Below are 16,427 nucleotides of genomic sequence, written 5' to 3' on the forward strand. Positions count from 1 at the left end.
GGGCAGAAAGATTTTTTTCCGGCGTTCCCCTTGTATAAGTTCAATTAAATTTCAACGCTCTCACGAAGATAATTAAAATTTACATTGCATCTCCCAACAATTATTGCTTCGGATTTCCGATAATATTTTCAATTGCTGTATCGTATTTATTTTTCCATTCGGAAATATTTCCCCAATCATTTCCATCAATAATTACTTCGCCGGAAGTAACAGTTCCCAATCGTGAAAATATCAATCCCGAAATTTCCATTTCCGCTTCAAAAGGTGCGGCGTTTTCTTCTGAAACGCTTACCACTACACGACTTTGCGCTTCGCCAAACCAGAAAGCGTCTTTTCTTAAAAGAGAATAATTCCCCACCTCAAATCCTAAATTCCGGTTGAAACCTTTTTCCAAAAGCGTCGTCATTAATCCGCCTTCGCTGATGTCGTGTGCGCTGGCAAGCAATTTCTTTTTAATTAAAGAAGCAACCGCTTGCTGCACTTTCAATTCTTCCTCTATGTCAAACGCTGGAACATTGGAATATTCCACACCTTTTATTTTATGTACATATTCCGAAGAACCGATGTCGTTTTTGCTTTCGCCGATTAAATAAATGTAGTCTCCGGCTTGCTTAAAATCGAGCGTCATTTTATTATCGACATCATCCAGAATGCCCACCATTCCTATCGTTGGCGTCGGATACACCGCGCCGGAAGGATTTTGATTATAGAAACTTACGTTGCCGCCCGTAACAGGCGTGTTAAATTTCCGGCAAGCTTCGCCCATTCCTTTGACGGCTTCCACAAACTGGTAATATACTTCGGGATTATAAGGATTTCCGAAGTTTAAGCAATTCGTTACGCCAATCGGTTCGCCGCCACTGCACACGATGTTTCGTGCCGCTTCCGCTACCGCAATTTGTGCGCCGACATTCGGATTGGCAAATACATAACGACCGTTACAATCCGTTGTCATTGCCAATGCTTTGCCCGTTCCTTTTGCCAGAACAACCGCCGCATCGCTTGGCGCGTTGGTTTGCGTATTTGCTGTGCCTACCATGCTGTCGTATTGAACCGTAACCCATCTTTTGTTGGCAATATTCGGATTGGTAATCATTTTTTCCTCAACAGCTTTCAGTTCTGCATTGTCTTTAATATCTTCAATCGAATCGATAGAAAATGCTTTGTTTTTTTCGAGATAAGCAGGCTCTTTGAATTCGCGCGTGTATTGCGGAGCGCCGCCGCCAAGCACCAATTCTTCCGCAGGAACTTCCGCTTCGAGTTCGCCGTTCATATAGAATTTCAGCAAGCCGTCGTCGGTTACATAACCGATTTCACTGCAAGGCAAATCCCATTTTTCAAACACGTCTAAAATGGCTTGCTCTTTACCTTTTTCCGCCACCAATAACATTCTTTCCTGGCTTTCGCTGAGTAATAATTCCCATGCTTTCATATTTTGCTGGCGTGTAGGAACTTTGTCCAAATCAATGTGCATTCCCGCCCCGCCTTTGGCGCTCATTTCGGCAGTGGAACAAATAATGCCCGCCGCGCCCATATCCTGCATTCCCACAACTGCGCCTGTTTCAATTACTTCCAGACAAGCTTCCAATAATTTCTTTTCCTGAAAAGGGTCGCCCACCTGCACCGCAGGCAATTCTTCTGCGCTTTCTTCCGTGATGTTTGCAGATGCAAAACTTGCCCCGCCGATGCCATCTTTTCCTGTTGCGCTGCCGACAAAGAAAACAGGATTACCTTTTACATTCCCCGAAGTGGCGCTCACGGTTTTACCCGCTTTCACAATGCCCACACTCATCGCATTGACCAAAGGATTGGTATGATAACAATCTTCAAAATAGATTTCGCCCGCAACAGTCGGCACCCCAAAACAGTTACCGTAATGCCCGATGCCGTGAACGATGCCCGCCAGCAAGCGCTGCGTTTTTTTATCTTCCAGGTTTCCGAAGCGTAAACTATTTAAAGATGCAATCGGTCTTGCGCCCATTGTAAAAATATCGCGCTGAATACCGCCAACGCCCGTAGCTGCGCCTTGAAAAGGTTCAATCGCACTTGGATGATTATGGCTTTCAATTTTAAACACCACACCGTAGCCGTTGCCCATATCCATTAATCCGGCGTTTTCTTCGCCTGCGGCTACGAGCATTCTGCCGCCTTCGCGCGGCAAAGTTTTCAGCCATTTGATGGAGTTTTTATAACTGCAATGTTCGCTCCACATGGCGCTGAAAATGCAGAGTTCAGTAAAGTTGGGCGTGCGTCCGAGTTTTTGTTTTATCAACTCAAACTCTTCGGCTGTTAAACGTAATTCTTCGGCGTGTTTTGCTGTGATTTCCATTGAGATTTTTTGATTGTGAAATGCGCTGCAAAATTATTATTATATAATGGGATTACCGAATTTACCCAATTTTTTTTGATAATTGCAGAGAGTATCATATCCGAAAACAACGTGCTGTTTGCCAGCTTCATTGCTTCACAGGACTAGTTGCATAACCGTGAGGAAATAAGCAGCAGGTTAAGTTAAATGCAAAATAGAGATTAATTTAAACGTGTTCTAAGCTTATTTCTTGTTCGATATTTCCCAACCGCTTAGCCCAATTCTCCAAAATCTGTTGCCTGTCTTTGTTACTGATTCTTTCTATCGAATAATGTATTTCGGGTTGCAGAAGCGAGAAGCCCGTAAATTGTAAAACGCCTCGTTGAATCGGTAATAAAATTTCTTCAATCGTTCCGTATTTATCAGAAACATAATTTTTTTCGGGTCCGCCTGCGGTTAAAGACAAGATAGCTTTTTTCCCTTTTAAAAATCCATTGCCGAAAATCTTTCCGTTGTCATAAAATTTGCCCTTTGCGAAAACTTTGTCTACCCAACCTTTCAACATCGCGGGAACGGAAAACCACCAAAGCGGAAATTGCCAAATCATTACATCGCACCAAATGATTTTCTCTTGTTCGGCACAAATATCATCTGCGAAAGAATCGTTTTCACAAGCGAAAAGTTCTTCAGCTTGTTGATTAAAAACGGCTTCGTTTTTCATGCTCGTGAAATTTCCTCTGTCCGAAACGGGATTAAAATTCATTCGATATAAATCGGAAATTTTTACTTCATGGCCTGCATTGCTCAATGTTTCAATGCCTTTACGAAACATGGCGCCGTTAAAACTTTTTTCTTCAGGATGAGCTAAGACAATAAGAATGTTCATTGTTGTAGTTTTACATTTTAAAAGATGAATGCAAAACTATTTGTCTGATTCTTCTTATGCAAGGAAGCAGCGAGTTGTTAGCAGCGAACAATTTTGTAAGTATGGCAAAACGAAAATTATCAAGCACAAATAGTATTAATCGCGAAGCTTTAATGAAAGCTTGCGGTTCGATGTATGCAACGATTATTCTTTCAGGAAGATGGAAGCTGAAGATTATTTATGCGCTTGCTAAAGGCGATACACGCTTTTCAGAATTGAAAGAGTATATCCCGAACATTTCGGATAGAATGCTTACATTACAATTGCGCGAACTGGAAAACGATCAATTGATTGAACGAACTGTTTTTCCCGAAGTGCCGCCGCGCGTGGAATATAGAATGACAGAAAGCACAAAAAAATTATTTTCCGTTTTACAAAGCCTTGAAAAATGGGGCAACGAGCATAAAGAAAATTTATCCGAAACAAATAAACATTGAAACACTAATTTTTACGGATTGTTTTCTTTGTTTACCAAATACTCCAACAGCAACGCATCGTTGTACGCAGGACAATAATAGTAATATAATAACCAACCAGATTTATAAAACAACTTTTTAAAGGTGTTTGAAAAATAAGACGGAATGTTGCCGATGACAAAAGGAAAATCATTTTGTTCAATTTGTTTTTCCATTTCATTTTTTGGCGGCAATACAATAGTTGCTTTTTCGCCGAATCTATGTAAAGCATTGGCGAGAATAATTTGTTCCAAAATATTTTTTGAAGAAACCAGTAGCTCACGAGATTCCTTTACCAGCAAGGGTTTCAGCGAATCGAGGGAAGGGATTTTTTTTACTTCCATCAAGCGCGAAAAATGATACAACAAAATGGAAGTCTTTCCATAATTGGGTGCAATTTCCAATGGTTTTTGAATATAATCTCCGTTTTTAATCACTTGTTCAATCAGTTTCAAAGAAGCGGAATCGGCGTGCGTCCAAGCCAGATTATAGGTCTGTACAAATGTGAGAATATTGCACAAAACAGCCGCATCAAAAACCACAGGAAATTTCTTTCCAAACCAGGTGGAATATGCATTGTAACTACGGTATTTTTTGTCGGCAGATTTTATTTTCTTATTCGGAAAGTGGATAAACTGCTGCATCATTTGATGCAATGCTTCGGCAGAATCATTTGTATTAACCAATTGTTCGAGTGCGGTATCGTCCATATCGTCAGGAACATTTCCATCTTTTTTAATCAACGGAATCCACCACGATAAAGGAAATCTGTATGCTGAATCGCGCAGCCAAAAATTATAGCTGCCTCTTGATTTATTCAGAAACCTCGGATAAATTTTTGCAGAACGCGCGAGCAAAGTGTCCACCAAAATTTGTTGTTCTTTATCTAATTTAGGTCTTAATTTTTTCAGCGTTACATCAATCACAAGGTTGTAAAAAATATTAATATCGCCTTTCCTTATTGTGCAACGCTGCTTGTTATTAATGTATGTAGGATAGCTTCCGGAAAGAAAAAGTTTGTCTTGCTTTACCTGTAAAGATGCAATTCGCTTTAAAACGAAACCAGTTGTTATAGAATCTGCTTGTGCGTGTGCTACATATACAAACAAAAAAACGCAGCATAGCAGTAAACATTTTTTTGGCATATAAGGGCGTTTAAGTAATAAACGCAAAAAAAACCGGACATATTATATCCGGCTTTTTTAATCTGTATAATTACGACTTTATTATCGAATTTTGGTGGAAGAAAAATGCTCCACGCGCTCGTTGGAATTTTGCACCCATTTTGCTATCTCGGTACAATGGGAATAAGCCGGATCTAACCTGATATAAAAATCCTGCATATGATTGGTAAGCCAATCTTCTGTTACTCTTTGCTTTTTTTGCATCAAAGCCTGCTCCTGGATTTCTATATAATCATCATTCAGATTTTCCCTGTGCGGTTTGGTGCGCGTTTGCAGATAAATAATGCGTACAGCCTGCCGTTGTGTTGATGGGTCGGTAAATATTTGCGGAGCAGAATATTCGCCGGGGTTCAATGTTCCTATGACCTTCTCCACATCTTTGTCCAACAACTGGTCAATGGTAAATGGCGATATGGGATTATTGGGATATCCTCCGGTAATAGCGCCTGCATTATACTTGGCATTTTTATCTTCATTGTACATATTGAACGCCACGGCAAAGTCTAATTTTTTATCCGTCAACAGACCGCGTAAGCTGTCCATGCGCTTAATACATTCATCAATTTCTACCTGTGTTACCGGTGGTTTTTTAAGAATGTGGCGAATGGTTGCAGTGTTGCCGACACGACTTACCATTTGAATAATGTGATAACCGAACTGTGTTTTTATGACCGGCGAAATCTGCCCTTCGCGCAAGCGAAAAACCGCATTAAAAAAATCAGGGTCGAGGGTGCCTTTATCGTCAATTCTGTTAATTGTCATCAAGCCGCCGTTTTGTTTTACCGATGGGTCTTCCGAATAAATTCTCGCTAAATCAGCAAAGTTGGCTTTACCACTCTCCACCTGTTTTTTCCAGTCTTCCAACTGACCTTTTATAAAATTGACCACATCGTTGTTCGGAATCGGATACATTACAATTTGACTGGCTGTGTACTGACTTTCAAAATATTTAAGACTGTCTTTAGGAATCGCATTGAAATATGCCCTTACTTCTTCCGGGCTAACAGTTACATTCTGTGTGATTTTCGCTTGTTCCTGACCCGCCAGAATTTGGTTTTTCATATCCTGCCATGTGCTTTGACGAAACTGGTCTATGGTCATACCAAATACTTGTTCTGCTTTCTCACGACTACCATAATATTGGATGAAATAATTGACTCTGCGCTGAAATTCACTCTCTATCTGGTCATCATCCACGGGAAGTGAATCGACTGTTTTTGCCTGAATTGCCAAGGCTTTTTGAATAATCTGATATTTCAGCAATTCACAATCGGCAACATTCTGATTACCTGCTGCTCTTTGTTGCAAAAGGTCTCCGTCCAACTCGGATTTTAAAATAATATCGCTGCCTATCTGCCCGATAATTTTATCCGCAACTACTTTGGATGTATCTTGTTGCTTTTGTCCAAATACAGTAACCATCAGTATTGTTGCCATGCAAAGCAGTAAACTCTTTTTCGTCATGCTGTAAACATTATTGTATTGTGCTGCTGCACATAATTTCAAAAGTAAGTATTTGGAAATAGTTTCCGTTATTCTTAATTCAATTTAACAAAATAAATTCTTTCAATATAATCAAAAGGCTAAACTGTACATACCGGATGAACAATTTAGCCAATGATTTTTTATAAAAACAGAATTTAAAGTGTACGTTTTATTTCTTCCTGCTCGTAAGCAACGATGTTGTCGCCCACCTGGATATCGGTAAAGTTTTTAAGCGTTAATCCGCATTCATAACCTTGAGCCACTTCTTTTACATCGTCTTTAAAACGCTTCAGACTGCCGAATTCCGCATAAGCTCCTTCTGTTCGCGGATATATCAAAATACCGTCGCGGAACAAGCGAATCTTATGCTCACGCTTAACTTTTCCTTCCAGCACATAACAGCCGGCAACAGTTGCTTTATCAAATTTATATACTTCACGTATTTCAACCGTAGCCACTTCTTTTTCCTGAACTTTCGGTTCAAGCATTCCTTCCATCGCGCTCTTAACCTCTTCAATCGCATTGTAGATGATGGAATAGCTTTTAATTTCAACTCCTTCGGTATCGGCAAGTCTTGCAGCCTGTGAAGATGCACGTACATTAAATCCAAGAATAATGGCGTCGGAGGCTGTTGCCAACAGTACGTCGCTCTCGGAAATTTGTCCTACGGCTTTATGCACTACACTTACTACAATTTCCTCGGTAGAAAGTTTTTGCAAAGAATCACTCAATGCTTCTACAGAACCGTCCACATCGCCTTTGATGATAATGTTTAGTTGCTTGAAGTTGCCCAATGCCAAACGGCGACCGATTTCGTCCAACGTGATATGTTTACGTGTACGAAGTCCTTGCTCACGCAAAATCTGAGCGCGCTTGTTAGCAATTTCTTTAGCTTCCGATTCGTCGGCATATACGCGAATTTTTTCGCCGGCTTGCGGTGCGCCGTTCAACCCGAGCACCTGTACCGGAATTGACGGACCCGCTTCATTGATACGCTGGTTTAATTCGTTGAACATGGCTTTCATTCTCCCGAAATACTGACCTGCGACCACCAAATCGCCCTGGTGCAATGTTCCGTTTTGAACCAAAATTGTTGCCACATAACCGCGACCCTTATCCAAAGAGGCTTCTACAACAGAACCAACAGCTTCCCTGTCGGGATTGGCTTTCAATTCAAGCACTTCTGCTTCCAGCAATATTTTTTCCAGCAAAGCATCTACGTTCAAGCCTTGCTTTGCAGATATTTCCTGACTTTGGAATTTGCCGCCCCACTCTTCCACAAGAATATTCATCTGTGAAAGCTGTTCGTATATTTTTTGTGGGTTTGCTCCGTCTTTATCAATTTTATTGATAGCAAAAATCATTGGTACGCCTGCCGCCTGCGCATGACTGATGGCTTCTTTTGTCTGCGGCATCACAGCGTCGTCCGCAGCTACTACGATTACAGCAATATCCGTAACTTTTGCACCGCGTGCACGCATCGCCGTGAACGCTTCGTGTCCGGGCGTATCAAGGAATGTAATTTTCTTGCCTTCGCCTACATTTACCACATAGGCGCCGATGTGCTGCGTAATGCCGCCGGCTTCGCCGCTGGCTACTTTTGTACGGCGAATATAGTCGAGCAACGATGTTTTACCGTGGTCAACGTGTCCCATAATCGTAACAATGGGATGCCGTGGTTTTAAATCTTCTTCGTTGTCAATTATATCTTCCGCATCATCGTCTTCTGCATCGTCCAGACCAATAAATTCTACTTCAAAACCAAATTCTTCAGCAACGAGTTCAATGACTTCTGCATCTAATCTTTGGTTAATGGAAACCATAATGCCGAGTCCCATACATTTGCTGATAACATCGGCAAAGCTTACGTCCATTAAATTGGCAAGTTCACTTACGGTAATAAATTCCGTTACCTGTAATTTGCTGTCCTGTTTTTCCAAAGCTTCCATTGCTTCTGCCATTTCCTGACGTTTTTCACGACGGCGGTTGGCTTTAATTTTGGAAGATTTTGAACCGGAAGAACCACCTGCAAGTTTAGCCTGTGTTTCGCGGATTTTATCTTGAATACGTTTCTGGTCAATTTCGCTTTGTCCTTCAGCTGCAAAACGGTTGCCGCCGCGAGCCGGTTGTGGTCTGCCGCCATGATGACGGTTGTCGCCGCCGTGTTGCGGACGTTGCCCTGCGCCGCCGGAACGACCGCCTTGCTGAAAGCCATTGTTGTCGCGTGAGAAAGGACGCCCGTGGGATGAATCGGAATTTCGATTATCCCCGCTACCCGGAATATTTCTTTTGTTTTCAATAGGAATGCGCTTGCGCTTACGTCCACTGTCTTTTGATGTTTTTGGGCGTGTATCGCTATCTATGGGAAGTTCTATTTTTCCAAGAATTTTTGGTCCTTCCAGCTTCGCTGCACGGATATTTTCAATTACCGGTGCCTCTACGACTTCCGGCGTTTTTTCTTCTTTAACCGTTATTACAATCTTCTTCTCTTCTTTCGGCTTAACAGGAATTTCAGGCTGTTTTTCTTTTTTCTCTGCTTTTACAACAGGTGCCGGAACTTCTGCTTTTTTAGGTTTTACGGTCTTCTTAGGACGAGTGGAAGAATCTATTGCCGATAAATCAATTTTATTAAGAATTTTTGGTCCCTCGATTTCCGGTGCTTCTATTTTCAGCGTTTTATTGTCTGAACTATCTGACTGCGGCTCTGCGGGCAATTCTTTGCTTTCTTCAACAATCTTTTCTTCAATTTTTTCAACAACTTCAGGAATAGTTTCTTCCCGGGGAACAATAACCGGCAATTCCTCTATAACTGCAGCCGGCTCTTCCGGTATTTCTTCTTTTACTTCTGGAATATTTACAGGTGGCGCTTCTACGACTGCCGGTTCCTGTACTTCCTCAACCACAACAGCCTCAGTTTCTTTTCTTTTTTTCTCCGCCTGCTGCGCGCCTGCACTTTTGGGAATTTCTATTTTATCGGCTTTATCTTTCGCCAGTTTATCACTTTGAAACTCTCGCTGAAGGGCATAGTACTGCTCTTCCGACAATTTTGCCGTAGGCTTTAGTTCATCTTTGTTAAATCCTTTGCTTTCAAGAAACTCAACGAGCGTATCCTGCCCGATATTAAATTCCTTGGCAGCAGCCAACAACCTTGGTAATTTCAATTCTGCCATATCTTTTTTTAGTGGTAAGAAACTTCAGCCTTTTGTTTAATGAAGTGTTGCTCTTACTCTTTTTCAAATTCTTCTTCGAGAATGCGCCTGATGTCCGCGATGGTTTCTTTTTCCAAATCGGTTCTGCGTTCCAGTTCCTGCGGACTCAATGCCAATACACTGCGCGCTGTGTCGCATCCTACACGTTTCAATTCATCGATAATCCATTGGTCGATTTCATCGCTGAATTCTTCCAAATCAATATCAAATTCTTCTGTGGCGTCATCATCTTCACGGAAGACATCAATATTGTAGCCAGTAAGTTCACAAGCCAATTTGATATTCACACCGCGGCGACCGATTGCCAATGACACCTGGTCTTGCGGAAGAAATACTTCGGCGTATTTCTTCTCATTGTCCAACTCCATAAAGCTAATTTTTGCGGGCGTAAGCGAGCGCTGAATCAGCAATTGAATATTATTGGTATAATTGATAACGTCAATATTTTCATTTTTCAACTCACGTACAATACCGTGAATGCGGCTTCCTTTCATGCCCACACAAGCGCCTACGGGATCAATTCTGTCATCGTAACTTTCTACGGCAACTTTTGCGCGTTCGCCCGGCTCGCGCACGATTTTTTTAATCGTAATCAAACCTTCTGCAATTTCAGGCACTTCCATTTCCAATAATTTTTCAAGAAATAATGGATTTGTACGGCTGAGAATAATGACCGGCGTATTGTTTTTTACATCTACGCGGCTAATGATAGCGCGGATGTTTTCGCCTTTTTTGAAAAAATCCTGCGGTATTTGTTCTGATTTTGGAAGAATGAGTTCATTACCATCATCGTCCAACAACAATACCTCTTTGCGCCAAACCTGATATACTTCCGCAGTAATTAATTCCCCGAGACGTTCTTCGTATTTTTGTACCAATACATTTTTCTTCAAATCGCCGATGCGGCTCGCAAGCGTTTGCTTGGCAGCCAAAATAGCGCGGCGACCAAAGTCGAATAAATCAAGCGACTCAATCAATTCTTCGCCTACTTCAAAATCGGGTTCAATTTTAATAGCTTCGCTGTAAGCAATTTCCGCCAAAGGGTCTTCCACTTCGCCATCTTCCACAATCATTCTTCGTCTGAAAATTTCAAGGTCGCCTTGTTCGGCGTTTACGATTACGTCGAAATTTTCGTCGCTTCCATACTTTTTGCGAAGCAGTGTTCGGAACACATCTTCCACCACTTTCATCATCGTAGGACGGTCTATATTTTCCGCGTCTTTAAACTCCTGAAATGCTTCAATCAGATTGATACTTGCCATATATTAACCATTTTCGCAGCGCCTTTTCTGCCGCTTTTTAAAACTGAATTTGTACAATTGTTGTTTTTATATTCACAAACGGCAAATCTGCCTCTTGCGTTACAGTCTTTTTGCCTTTTCCTATTTTTTGTTCTATTATAATTCCGCTTTCGGAAACTTCTTTTAAAATGCCTTGCTTCTTTATATCATCGGTCAAAGTTACTTCAACCAAACGACCGGTATTTTTTTTGTACTGCCGAATATTTTTCAACGGTTCGTCAATACCGGGCGAAGAAACTTCGAGCGAAAAATCGCCGTCGGGATACCAGCCTTTTTCCTCAATCATTTTGCGCAAAGCCCTGTTGAACTTGATGCATTGGTCAATATTGATGCCTTTGTCTCCATCGAGATATACTTTAAAATTGTTGGTAGGCTTTACCTTAAAACCGACTTTGAAAAATTCGGTTTCGGACGATAATATTTCGTCCAACATTTGCTCTATTTCCGCCGCTTTATCGTGAACAGACATAAAAAATTTGTTTGAAAATAAGAGAAGGGAACGCCGCCGTTCCCTTCTCCTGCCTCACTTTCCGGTGCAAAATTAGTAAAAGCAATTGTTCTTACCAAAATTAGATTAAGGAAATTAAAGATTTGGTAAAGCATCCCATTCAACGTTGTTATGATTTCATTATAGACAAAATCAATGTACAGAAAATCTTTTTGCCATACCTTTGCGACACTATTTACTTGAACATCTTTTTAATACTCCTTTACGAATGAAAAAACTGCATATAGTTGCGTTGGTTGTGATAGCTGCAGTAATCGCTTTACTGATTAGTCAATTAGGTACATTTTCGACTTACGAAACCATTGCTTCGGCAAAAACTAAAATTGGTAAAACCGTTACCGTGATTGCAAAACTTGATAAGCAAACTTTGCAATACGACCCGATTAAAAATCCGAATTATCTGACATTTGACGTAACAGACACGCTCGGCAACACGATGAAGGTGGCGTATTATTATGAAAAACCGCAGGATATGGAAAAGAGCGAACGCATTGTGCTGAAAGGCAAAATGGACAACAACGGCATTTTTCAAATCAAAGACCAAAGCGGCATTTTACTGAAATGCCCGTCGAAATACAAAGACAATCCGAACGCGCTCAAAGATGAAGACTTGCGCGCATCGCTGTAATTCTATCTTCTGATTTTCTATTTTTTTCAATATGACATATACAGGCGAGCATTTATTTCCGGGAATGTTGGGACACGCGGCAAGTGTGGTTTCATTAATAGTTTCTCTAATTGCAACTATTGCATTTTTCAAATCGAATAAAGCAGTTTCGCTTGAAGAAAAAAAGAGCTGGCTAAAAATGGCACGCGCGGCTTTCATTATTGAAACGATTGCCGTAATTACAACGATTGGCTGCATTTATTACATTCTTTCACATAATTTATTTGAATATTTCTACGCTTGGGAACACAGCGATAAAACATTGCAGCCCGAATATATTTTTAGTTGTTTGTGGGAAGGTCAGGAAGGAAGTTTCTTGTTGTGGACTTTTTGGAACTGCGTGTTGGGTTGCATTTTAATGTTGCGGGCAAAAAAATGGGAAGCGCCTGTGATGACGGTTATCAGCTTTGCGCAATTTTGTTTGGCAACAATGATTTTAGGCTTATATGTTTTTCATTTGAAAATAGGCAGCGATCCTTTTCTACTAATGCGTCAAAAAGGAATTTTGGACAACGCACCTATTTTTCTTGACCAAGCAACGGGCGGTTTCAGACAAGATTATCTGCAATTTTTAAAAGATGGTCAAGGCTTGAATGCGACACTACAAAATTATTGGATGGTCATTCATCCGCCGATATTGTTCTTAGGTTTTGCTTCCACGATTGTGCCTTTTGCCTATGCTTTCGCAGGACTAATTAATAAAGATAATTCGTGGACAAAACATTCCACCGCGTGGGCAGCATTTTCGGGCGGCGTGCTTGGGTTAGGAATAATGATGGGCGCGGCTTGGGCTTACGAAAGTTTAAACTTTGGCGGTTACTGGGCTTGGGACCCTGTGGAAAATGCTTCGCTTGTGCCTTGGCTGGTAATGGTCGCGGGCTTGCATACCAACCTTGTGTATAATCATTCAAAATATTCTTTAAAGATTACTTACATCTTTTACATTCTTGCCTTCAGCCTGGTGTTATATTCTACGTATCTCACGCGCAGCGGGGTTTTGGGCGATTCATCGGTACATTCGTTCACGGGTGCGGATATGAATATTCAATTGATTAGTTTTATACTGATATTCTTAGTTCCTGCATTCATTTTATTCTTCCTTCGTCAAAAACAGATGCCTGTTGCGCAAAAAGAAGAAAACCTGTACAGTCGCGAGTTCTGGATGTTTATCGGTTCTTTAGTACTGTTTTTGGGAGGAGTCATTATTATCGGCAGAACATCTGTTCCCGTTATCAATAAAATATTCGGAAGCAAAATTGCCGAGCCGGAAGACGTCTTATTCGGCTATAATCAGATACAGATTTTCATTGCCATTGTCGTTGGATTATTAACTGCAGTTGGTCAATATCTGAAATACAAAGACACGCCGAAAAAATACTTGTACGAAAAATTATTAACGCCCACTTTCATCAGCATTGTGATTGCGGCAGTACTTTTTGTCGGTTTAAAAATCAATTACAGAGAACACGGTATCGGCTTTTTGATTGCGATTTACATTGCTGTATTTGCTGCTATTTACGCAGTTCTTGCCAATATCGGCTACATCTTTTTAGTGTTGAAAGGCAAGATAAAAACTTCCGGCGCATCGGTGGCGCACATTGGTTTCGGTTTAATATTATTTGGTGTGTTGTTATCTTCTGCCAAGAAGAAAATTCTCAGCAATAATACGACAGGAATTAACCTGATGGAAAAATCGAAAGACTATGACCCTGCGGAAAATGTGCCTTTGTTCAAAGGTATCCCAATTGATATGGGAAAATACATGGTAACTTATCAAAATGATTCGTTGACCGAGAGAGACAGACACCGCGTGTTTACCATTCATTTTGAAAATAAGCAAACGAAAAAAACATTCGACCTTTATCCGTATTTATTAAAAAATAATCGGCAGATGGGCGGCTACGGACCCACACCTAATTCAAAACATTTCTGGAACAAAGATATTTATACGTTCGTAAGCGGCTATGCGGGCGGCGATGAAAGTGCCGATACATCTACTTTCAGACCAGCAGAGCTGAAAGTCGGCGACACAGTTTTTTATTCGCACGGCAGAATTATTTTGAACAAAGTTGATATTAATAAGCCGAATGCAGCCGTTCCGAAAATTGATACCGGCGAAATGCTGATGAGTCTTGATATGACTGTCATTGGAAAAGACAGCAGCCGTTTTTTATCGACGCCTTCGGTATTGGTAAAAAATGATAAAGCAGAAGTAATTCCTGACACAGTTACGTCGCAGGGTTTGGTTATCAAATTCAACAGAATACTGAACGATCAAAACGGCAAACTTGAAATAGGTATTAAAGAAAGCAATGCGCTCAACACAGCGATAACACTGAAAGTGATTGAGTTTCCATTCGTAAGCGTATTGTGGATTGGCGTGCTGGTAATGGTTATCGGTTTTTGGATGAGTGTCTATCAGGGCGCGAGAAGATTAATGGCAAAGGCGTAAATTTGTTTTTATAATGCCACAAATGCACGAGTAAAACATCTGTACATCTGTGGCGATAAATTTAAAATTCTATAAATGAAAAATCTGAAATATTTTTTTCTCTCAGTTTTTACACTATTCATTGGTATTACGCAGAGTTTCGCGCAGTGCGCGCTTTGCACGAAAACAGCACAACAATTGGGCGATGGACCGGGCACAGGATTAAACAAAGGCATTATATACTTAATGTTTATTCCGCTGGCATTGATTTTTTACATCGGTTATCGTTGGTATAAAAGAGAGAAGATGTTGAGAGCAGAACACAGAATATAATCAGCTTCCTACTTTTTTCCGGTATCTTTTAAAGAGACTTTGCCATTGCAACTCCAGCACGCCGAGAATGCCTTCTTTTAAAATACCTTTGTTCATTTTACTTGAACCAAACTTGCGGTCTTTAAACGTAATAGGCACTTCCACAATTTTAAATCCAAGCTTCCACGAAGCGAATTTCATTTCTACCTGAAACGCATATCCTACGAAAGTAATTGCGTCAAAATTAATTGTTTCCAATACCTTTCTTGTGTAGCAAACGAAGCCCGCAGTGGGGTCGTTCACAGGCATCCAGGTAATAATTCTTGTATAAATAGCGCCGCCTTTGGAGTAAATTTTTCTGTCGAGCGTCCAGTTTTCAATGTTGCCGCCTTTCACATAACGGCTGCCGACAGCAACGTCTGCACCGCCATTTTTGCAAGCATCATATAAGCGTTCAAGGTCTTCTGGCTCGTGCGAAAAATCAGCATCCATTTCAAATATAAATTGATAACTTCTTGCCAGTGCCCATTTAAAACCATGAATATACGCCGTACCGAGACCAAGCTTTCCTGTTCTTTGTTCTAAAAATAGTTCATTGGGAAAATCAGTCATTAAAGACTTTACGATTTCTGCCGTACCATCGGGCGAACCGTCGTCAATAACTAAAATATGATAATTCAACTGTAAGGCAAAAACATAACGCACGATGTTTTCGATGTTTTCCTTTTCGTTGTAAGTAGGTATGATAACGAGCTTTTCCAAAAAAGAGATTTAAGCCCGAAAATAAATATTCATCGGGATAATTTTGTTAATAACACTTTATTTTTTCAACAAAGATTTGTTTAAAATCTCCGTGATAATTTGTTTCGTGTGTAACGAGAAATCGCCTTTCATCATCCAGTCGTAATACTGAGGTTCCTGTTTCAAAACATCTGCAACCGATTTGCCTTTGTGCTTCCCGAAGTTGAAAACAATTACGTTGTTCTGAATCACGAAACGTCTTGCCAAATCCACAAACTTTTCTTCGCCGGTAAATGCCAAAATGCTATCGACCGTATTGCCGATATTCGGATAACGAAGTATTTGCGCTTCCAGCACTTCCCAGGTTGCGGCAGCGTCGGCTTCCGCGCTATGCGCGTCTTCCAGCGATTTGTCGCAATAAAATTTATATGCTGCACTCAGTGTGCGTTGCTCCATTTTGTGAAATACTTTTTGCACATCTACAAATCTTCTTCCGCTTAAATTAAAGTCGAGACCCACGCGCAAAAATTCTTCCACCAACACGGGAATATCAAACTTGTTGCTGTTGTATCCGCCGATGTCGCAGTTGTCGAGAAACTGATTTATTTCATTGGCTATATCTTTGAATGTAGGCGCATCTTTTACCATTTCATCCGAAATACCGTGAATATCCTGCGCCGCTTTCGGAATTTTCATTTGCGGATTTACAAGCTTTCGCTTGCGGATTTCTTCGCCGGTCGGCAAAATTTTTACAATCGCAATTTCAACAATTCTGTCGGTCGAAGTGTTGATGCCCGTTGTTTCCAAATCGATGAACGCCAAAGGACGTTGAAGTTGTATGTTCATAATAATTTTATTTGCTGTGATTCGTGTCCTCACGAATCACATTTTTTCGGTACGT

Annotated in this window: 13 protein-coding genes; 4 read left to right on the forward strand and 9 right to left on the reverse strand. The window is 40.8% G+C overall.

The window, feature by feature from the left end:
* Positions 1–100: 100 nt before the first annotated feature.
* A complete protein-coding gene (gene purL, locus A9P82_RS09485; protein WP_066207211.1) occupies positions 101–2,329 on the reverse strand; it encodes a phosphoribosylformylglycinamidine synthase subunit PurL in 2,229 nt (742 codons plus the stop codon).
* A 205-nt stretch (positions 2,330–2,534) separates the two neighbouring features.
* Complete coding sequence (locus A9P82_RS09490; protein WP_066207214.1) at positions 2,535–3,194, reverse strand: NAD(P)H-dependent oxidoreductase; 660 nt, start codon at positions 3,192–3,194, stop codon at positions 2,535–2,537.
* 101 nt (positions 3,195–3,295) lie between these two features.
* Between A9P82_RS09490 and A9P82_RS09495 the strand changes: the two genes are divergently transcribed.
* Positions 3,296–3,670 (forward strand): winged helix-turn-helix transcriptional regulator, encoded by a 375-nt coding sequence (locus A9P82_RS09495; RefSeq protein WP_066209798.1) that lies wholly within the window; start codon positions 3,296–3,298, stop codon positions 3,668–3,670.
* An 11-nt stretch (positions 3,671–3,681) separates the two neighbouring features.
* Here the strand turns inward: A9P82_RS09495 and A9P82_RS09500 are convergent, their stop codons facing one another.
* The 5 genes from A9P82_RS09500 to A9P82_RS09520 all read right to left on the reverse strand — a co-directional run bounded on the left by A9P82_RS09500 (position 3,682) and on the right by A9P82_RS09520 (position 11,336).
* Positions 3,682–4,833, reverse strand: a complete 1,152-nt coding sequence (locus A9P82_RS09500; protein ID WP_066207217.1) for a hypothetical protein — start codon at positions 4,831–4,833, stop codon at positions 3,682–3,684.
* Positions 4,834–4,914: 81 nt separating this feature from the next.
* Positions 4,915–6,378, reverse strand: coding sequence for a peptidylprolyl isomerase (locus A9P82_RS09505; protein WP_156522654.1), 1,464 nt, complete (start codon positions 6,376–6,378; stop codon positions 4,915–4,917).
* 134 nt (positions 6,379–6,512) lie between these two features.
* Complete coding sequence (infB, locus tag A9P82_RS09510) at positions 6,513–9,527, reverse strand: translation initiation factor IF-2 (RefSeq protein ID WP_066207222.1); 3,015 nt, start codon at positions 9,525–9,527, stop codon at positions 6,513–6,515.
* Positions 9,528–9,580: 53 nt separating this feature from the next.
* Positions 9,581–10,828, reverse strand: a complete 1,248-nt coding sequence (nusA, locus tag A9P82_RS09515) for a transcription termination factor NusA (RefSeq protein WP_066207226.1) — start codon at positions 10,826–10,828, stop codon at positions 9,581–9,583.
* 37 nt (positions 10,829–10,865) lie between these two features.
* Entirely contained in the window at positions 10,866–11,336 is a 471-nt protein-coding gene (locus tag A9P82_RS09520; RefSeq protein WP_066207229.1) for an LSm family protein, read from the reverse strand.
* A gap of 247 nt (positions 11,337–11,583) precedes the next feature.
* Here A9P82_RS09520 and A9P82_RS09525 point away from each other — a divergent pair, with 247 nt between their 5' ends.
* The 3 genes from A9P82_RS09525 (at position 11,584) to A9P82_RS09535 (ending at position 14,806) form a co-directional block, all read left to right on the forward strand.
* A complete protein-coding gene (locus tag A9P82_RS09525) occupies positions 11,584–12,003 on the forward strand; it encodes a cytochrome c maturation protein CcmE domain-containing protein (protein ID WP_066207231.1) in 420 nt (139 codons plus the stop codon).
* 31 nt (positions 12,004–12,034) lie between these two features.
* The gene (ccsA, locus tag A9P82_RS09530) at positions 12,035–14,494 is read left to right on the forward strand and encodes a cytochrome c biogenesis protein CcsA (protein WP_066207234.1); all 2,460 of its coding nucleotides are present in this window, start codon (positions 12,035–12,037) and stop codon (positions 14,492–14,494) included.
* 75 nt (positions 14,495–14,569) lie between these two features.
* Positions 14,570–14,806, forward strand: a complete 237-nt coding sequence (locus A9P82_RS09535; RefSeq protein WP_066207237.1) for a hypothetical protein — start codon at positions 14,570–14,572, stop codon at positions 14,804–14,806.
* On the opposite strand, the gene A9P82_RS09540 is transcribed toward A9P82_RS09535, so the two are convergent.
* Both A9P82_RS09540 and A9P82_RS09545 read right to left on the reverse strand, forming a co-directional pair.
* Positions 14,807–15,547 (reverse strand): polyprenol monophosphomannose synthase, encoded by a 741-nt coding sequence (locus A9P82_RS09540; RefSeq protein ID WP_066207240.1) that lies wholly within the window; start codon positions 15,545–15,547, stop codon positions 14,807–14,809.
* Positions 15,548–15,604: 57 nt separating this feature from the next.
* On the reverse strand, positions 15,605–16,372 hold the full coding sequence (locus tag A9P82_RS09545) for a 3'-5' exonuclease (RefSeq protein ID WP_066207243.1): 768 nt from the start codon (positions 16,370–16,372) through the stop codon (positions 15,605–15,607).
* Positions 16,373–16,427: the final 55 nt, after the last annotated feature.

This window comes from Arachidicoccus sp. BS20 (assembly GCF_001659705.1).
Lineage (GTDB): Bacteria > Bacteroidota > Bacteroidia > Chitinophagales > Chitinophagaceae > Arachidicoccus.

What these genes read in the sequence shown, in the direction of transcription:
- A9P82_RS09535 (WP_066207237.1), top strand. Translation starts at nt 14,570, where the DNA reads ATGAAAAATCTGAAATATTTTTTTCTCTCAGTTTTTACACTATTCATT.
- A9P82_RS09545 (WP_066207243.1), bottom strand. Translation starts at nt 16,372, where the DNA reads ATGAACATACAACTTCAACGTCCTTTGGCGTTCATCGATTTGGAAACA.
- A9P82_RS09525 (WP_066207231.1), top strand. Translation starts at nt 11,584, where the DNA reads ATGAAAAAACTGCATATAGTTGCGTTGGTTGTGATAGCTGCAGTAATC.
- A9P82_RS09495 (WP_066209798.1), top strand. Translation starts at nt 3,296, where the DNA reads ATGGCAAAACGAAAATTATCAAGCACAAATAGTATTAATCGCGAAGCT.
- A9P82_RS09520 (WP_066207229.1), bottom strand. Translation starts at nt 11,336, where the DNA reads ATGTCTGTTCACGATAAAGCGGCGGAAATAGAGCAAATGTTGGACGAA.
- A9P82_RS09490 (WP_066207214.1), bottom strand. Translation starts at nt 3,194, where the DNA reads ATGAACATTCTTATTGTCTTAGCTCATCCTGAAGAAAAAAGTTTTAAC.
- nusA (WP_066207226.1), bottom strand. Translation starts at nt 10,828, where the DNA reads ATGGCAAGTATCAATCTGATTGAAGCATTTCAGGAGTTTAAAGACGCG.
- purL (WP_066207211.1), bottom strand. Translation starts at nt 2,329, where the DNA reads ATGGAAATCACAGCAAAACACGCCGAAGAATTACGTTTAACAGCCGAA.
- infB (WP_066207222.1), bottom strand. Translation starts at nt 9,527, where the DNA reads ATGGCAGAATTGAAATTACCAAGGTTGTTGGCTGCTGCCAAGGAATTT.
- ccsA (WP_066207234.1), top strand. Translation starts at nt 12,035, where the DNA reads ATGACATATACAGGCGAGCATTTATTTCCGGGAATGTTGGGACACGCG.
- A9P82_RS09500 (WP_066207217.1), bottom strand. Translation starts at nt 4,833, where the DNA reads ATGCCAAAAAAATGTTTACTGCTATGCTGCGTTTTTTTGTTTGTATAT.